Origin of the sequence: Psychroflexus sp. MES1-P1E (assembly GCF_002836055.1) — a bacterium.
In the GTDB taxonomy this organism is placed as follows: domain Bacteria; phylum Bacteroidota; class Bacteroidia; order Flavobacteriales; family Flavobacteriaceae; genus Psychroflexus.
This window is the reverse complement of the sequence record NZ_PJBS01000143.1, coordinates 1-5,568: the sequence shown is the minus strand read 5'-3', so window position 1 is coordinate 5,568 and position 5,568 is coordinate 1. Positions and strand designations below refer to the sequence as shown.

Annotated in this window: 5 protein-coding genes; all 5 read left to right on the top strand. The window is 34.8% G+C overall.

The window, feature by feature from the left end; translation table 11 throughout:
- The first annotated feature begins 798 nt into the window (after positions 1-798).
- The gene (locus CXF67_RS04020; protein WP_102087564.1) at positions 799-2,331 is read left to right on the top strand and encodes an alpha/beta hydrolase-fold protein; all 1,533 of its coding nucleotides are present in this window, start codon (positions 799-801) and stop codon (positions 2,329-2,331) included.
- A gap of 104 nt (positions 2,332-2,435) precedes the next feature.
- The gene (locus CXF67_RS04015) at positions 2,436-2,969 is read left to right on the top strand and encodes a hypothetical protein (RefSeq protein ID WP_102087563.1); all 534 of its coding nucleotides are present in this window, start codon (positions 2,436-2,438) and stop codon (positions 2,967-2,969) included.
- Between the two features lie 459 nt (positions 2,970-3,428).
- A complete protein-coding gene (locus CXF67_RS04010; protein WP_102087562.1) occupies positions 3,429-3,647 on the top strand; it encodes a helix-turn-helix domain-containing protein in 219 nt (72 codons plus the stop codon).
- Complete coding sequence (locus CXF67_RS04005) at positions 3,644-3,970, top strand: HipA N-terminal domain-containing protein (RefSeq protein WP_102087561.1); 327 nt, start codon at positions 3,644-3,646, stop codon at positions 3,968-3,970. Before CXF67_RS04010 ends, CXF67_RS04005 begins: the two co-directional genes overlap by 4 nt.
- A 5-nt stretch (positions 3,971-3,975) precedes the next feature.
- On the top strand, positions 3,976-4,956 hold the full coding sequence (locus CXF67_RS04000; RefSeq protein ID WP_308302168.1) for a HipA domain-containing protein: 981 nt from the start codon (positions 3,976-3,978) through the stop codon (positions 4,954-4,956).
- The last annotated feature ends 612 nt before the right edge of the window (positions 4,957-5,568 follow it).

Here is a 5,568-nt window from a genome sequence, read left to right as displayed (position 1 = left end):
ACGCCTCTCACACCACCGTACCCTTCGACATGGCTCAGGATAAACCAAGCGGGTCTCGTATACGGCGGTTCGCAATCCATCTTTCCAGTCGCTCTTTACACCAACTGAAACTATTCCGTACTTTAGGGATAGGCTACCTGTTTTCTAGGGAATCGATCACCCATTTAACGAAAACAATGCTCCCATTCTAATTTCTGGAAGGATTACGTTACGTCCTTCCCTACTTGTGAGACCTATGCCTTTCTAATGGCAACTCGTTTCTCGTGGGTATTATCATCCCGAGGCTTCGGGACTGACTTCTCCACTATACCAACTCGTAGTTGTAGAGACCTCCCCAGGTAATGGCATCTTCTTTTACTCAATTGCTGCCTTATCTACATACTTACCCTTTTGTTAATCTTTTGGGAGTTACAATGATGTGCTGGCTTACCCAAGTAAATATGCCTCTGTATACGATTTCTGCTTGGCCTGTCCTGAGCGTAGCCGTAGGGTCAGTACCCAGTTTTGTAGTCTCGCTTCCTTTAGATGTAACCTCACGATTACCACCCTTGCGACTTACTAATGATTCAAAGCGTTACCTACGCGCATTGGGGACTTTCACCCGTTGGGACAGTCTTGTAAAAGAACTATATTTAACATTCAAGGCACACACATCTAGTATAGCTAATAGCTTCTAAGTGCTAAACCAAAAGTTTCTGTATATTTAAGAACGTAAAAGATAAACTGAAAATCAGGCTAGTATTCGCAAGCTACTAGCCATACTAGAGAACCGTTACCAGTAATTAAATAACAAATCAAATGAATCTAAAATATTCTTTCATTCTGTCATTATTTCTCATAAACAACTATACTGCAGTTGGACAAGAGGAATCTTCAAAACTCGCGTTTACCATTTCAGTCAACGAAAACCTTAAACCTTCCTTTAAGTCCGATGGAAGATTGCTTATTTATGTTTCTGAAACAGATGAATTTGAGCCTCGATATGTCTCAGTTTTTAATGGCATGGGATCAATCTTTGGGAAGAACATTAAAAATTGGGGAAAAAACCAAATCAAGGTTTTAAATGGCAGCAATGATTGGGTAAAAACTTCTGAATGGGGTTTTAATACTGTTCCTCATGGAGTTTATTATATACAGGCCGTTTGGAATCAAAACAGGGATTCTGAATCGCAAAGTAATTCTCCTGGTAATCTTTACAGTGAGCCTGTAATGGTTAATACACAAAAATCACAAAAAATTGAATTAACTTTCTCAGAAACAATACCCAAAAGAGAATTAGAAGACCATGAACTTGTTAGATTCTTTGAAATGCAAAGTCCTGTATTGTCCAAATGGTGGGATAAACCTATGGACTTGAAAGCTTCGTTATTACTGCCTTCTGGTTATAACGACAACCCCGATAAGACGTATCCTGTTCGATACAATATAGCGGGTTATGGAGGTCGTTATTCACGAATTAATTCTCTTGTTAAAAATAATGAATTTATGTCTTGGTGGACTTCAGAGGAAGCACCACAAATAATCACTGTATTCCTTGACGGAGAGGGGCCTTTTGGCGATTCTTATCAGCTTGATTCAGAAAATAGTGGGCCTTATGGAGAAGCAATAATTAATGAGTTAATCCCAGAAATAGAAAACCAATTTAGAATTAATGGATCTCCTAAAACTCGTTTTGTAGATGGCTGTTCTACTGGTGGCTGGGTGTCCCTAGCCTTACAACTTTATTACCCTGAGATATTCAACGGGTGTTGGTCATATAGTCCAGATCCAGTGAGTTTTAAAAAAACGCAATTGGTTGATATTTACGAAAATGAAAATGCCTTTTATAATAAACGTGGACTTTTAAGACCTAGCATGAGGGATATATATGGAGACCCGATATTTTATATACAACAAGAAATCAAAGAAGAGAATGTTCTTGGAGTATCCAATACATACGTAACTTCTGGAGGGCAATGGGGAGCTTGGAATGCCTTATTTAGTCTGAAAGGTGAAGATGGTCTCCCAAAACCAATTTTTAATCCTGCAAATGGCACAATAAACAAAGAAGTTGCCGAGCATTGGAAGAAATACGATCTACTCCTGTATACTTCTTCTAATTGGCCTGAGCTTGGACCAAAAATTAAAGGAAAAATTCATATTTGGATGGGTGATATGGATAATTTTTATTTGAATAATTCAATGCGTGATTTTGATGAATTCCTAAAAAATACTACAAACCCAAAGTTCGATGCTCAGATTGAGTTTACACCTATGAAAGGGCATTGTACCAATTATTCCCACAAGCAAATTTTAATAGAAATCCAGCAAGAGTTGAACAATATGAAATAGAAGTACGAGTAAAAGAATAACAAGTCTATCACCACAAAATAATATTCAAGAACTAGTGCAAAGATTTTAAAGGTGGAGAAAATGTTTGAGAATTATATTTAAGTATGCCATTTAAGGATAAAACACCAAGGACAAGAATAGAGTATCGCGGTAAGAATATTCGCATTTCAAGGACTAGTGGTGTATCTGCAACAGAAACAATATCTAAAGATGGTTATGGTGCTACTATAAACACGAATCACGGCATCAGGCTACATAAAAGGCTTTTTAAAGGAGCCAGAATGGGCTTACAAAATGGTAATTTTCAATTTATTGGCAGGTTTAAAGGCGGTCCCTTTAATTTCAATGTTTCCAAATCGGGTGTTAGCACCTCTATTAAAAATAAAAGAGGATCCTATAATTTATTTAAACCTAATTACTCCAGCTTTAAAATGGGTGGTGTTCAAGTGAGGGGTAAAAAAGCAGCGACACTTCAATTGATTTTTATCGGCTTTACTTTAATAGTGAATCTTATAAAATTAATTTGGCACATCACAATTACAATACTTTGGATGCTATTTTTAATACTAAAATGGATTGTAGATTTTAGTATAGGTTTCTACAAAGGATATAAAGACGCTCAAAAACCTCAGCATTAATAACTTGACTTTATCGATTTAATAAGTTGTTAGTAGTGAGATTTATAGATGATCTATTTTAAGGTATAAGTATAAACACCCAGTCGACTTAACATTGCAATAACTCTATTGTGAAAACCTTTTTAAAATTATAAATTGAGATCTAAAACAAATGTGAACGCATACCTCCAAAATCCAAGGTTGAACAACTTGAATAGCAATATAAGGTCAAGTTAAGTGATAAGAACCAGCTTAATTCTTTTGATAATCCAACTACATCAACCAATAATTAGTGCTAAAAGGACAAATGGCAGAATGAGACCCCTAAATAGTATAGTCCTTTCAATAGTGCATCAAAACACACTATTTAATTTTATAACTCCAGCTTTATTACATAAACTCCTAGAAAGTGCATTTTAAAACACTTTATAACGAAATTATCATATTATTGTGTATATTTACGATTAAAAGAGCATTACAATGCACTATAACAGTATTATAGAACAGCTTAAGGAAAGGAGAGATGCCCTTCAGGTTACACAAGCTATGCTTGCAGACTTGTCTAAAGTGTCCTTGCGAGCGCTTAAACAATTTGAAAGTGGCAAAGGAAATCCAACACTTGAAACCTTGTCTAAGCTAGCAGGTGCCTTAGGAATGGAAGTTAATTTGCAGGTAAAAATTCCAAATCATCTTAAATGAGAAAGGCCAAGGTCCTTTATAAAAATGAATGGGCAGGAACTCTTGCTCAGCATGATAATGGAAGCTTTGTATATAGTTATGAAGCATCCTGGTTGAATGATTCAACTAAACCACAGGTCAGTTTAACGCTTCCAAAACATAAAGGACCATTTCGATCTGAGAACTTGTTCCCTTTCTTTTACAATATGTTACCAGAAGGTACCAATAAACAAACGGTTTGCTATAATTTGAGAATAGATGAAAAGGATAACTTTGGTATTTTGATGGCTACAGCAAAATTTGACACTATTGGTGCAGTACGAATCCTAAAACTTGAAGACTGATGCCGATGCCCATCATAAAATACTGTCCAAGTACTCTTTTAGAAGGACAAAGTACTTATAGCAGAACAGCACTTAAGCGCGTTTTTCGTGGTAATAAAGTGAATCATGTACTTCCTTATAAAACTCCAAATTCTAATGAAGAAACGGATCAACTTTTTGTAGATAATCGCAAGAGACTTTCAATATCGGGTGTCCAGGAAAAGTTTTCTGTATTTCAGGAGAAGAATAAACTTCGACTTATACGAGAAGGTGAACAAGGAACACACATATTAAAGCCTATTCCAGGAGCGGGTAAACATCCAGATCAAATGCCAGCCAATGAACATTTGACCATGCAGATCGCTCGACAGGTTTTTGGGATTGAAACTGCTGAAAATGCGTTGATCTTTTTTAAAAATGGATCGCCAGCTTATATTACTAAGCGATTTGATGTTCGAGAAGATGGCACCAAGTGGGCCCAAGAAGATTTTGCTAGTTTAGCTGAAATGACACCGCAAACAAGTGGTGAAAATTATAAATATGTGGGGAATTATCTAAATTTATTTAACTTAATGAAAACATATGTGCCTGCTTACCAGGTCGAAGCTCCAAAACTATTTAAGCTTATTTTATTTAACTATCTCATGTCAAATGGAGATGCGCATTACAAGAATTTTTCATTGATTGAAACTTCTTTCGGCGATTTTAAGTTGAGTCCTGCATACGACCTTCTCAATAGCCGTATGCATATCAGCGATAAAGATTTTGCTTTGAGTGAAGGCATACTCCCACCTAAGGATGTGAAAGGAAAAGTAAAAGAACAATTTATCAAACTTGGGGTGATGGCTGAAATATCTCAAGGGCTGATTGATAAAAACATCAAATTATTAACTACTAATGAGGATGAAGTCAAGCAATTAATTCAACGTTCTTATTTGAAAGAAAAATTCAAACGGAATTACTTACAAGCTTATTTGACACGATTGAATAAATTGACAAGACCATAACTATTAGATCACTTTACAGGTGATAGTCAACTGGAGTATTATGAGCTTAGTACTTGTCAGTTAAGTTCTATAGTAACTTCTTATGAGGGTGAGATTACGTAGAGTGTAGATTAAGAGTTTACTCAGTATTGGAAGCATTAAAACCAATTGTTATTTTTAAGAACAATTACTATGTTATAGCATATAATTTTATTTTCAAAAATAATATTGAAAGTTGATTCCAGTCTTTTAGCACTTTTATTTGAGTCACCTATTGAATCATGATGCTTCCAAAACATGTGAATCTATAATTGAATTATAGTATTCCTCTACCAACTTTTTAAGACAAGTAATTCCTTAATTTGAAAATAATGTAAATTATAATATGAACTAATGCATATCTCCCGCTATCTCAAATCCATTATGTTTAGATTAAAATTAATGTAAGCTAAACGGAAAATATATTTAAGCATAATCATAATCACCTATTTCAAAACATATAGAAAACTATTTAGAAACGAATTCAAATCAAATTATTACAAATGACATACGTTTTAAAGCGTATGTATTCATATTAATATGCTTTTTAAGTGAATTAATCTGCTCTATGCGAGTACTTTTATTTAAAAAAAA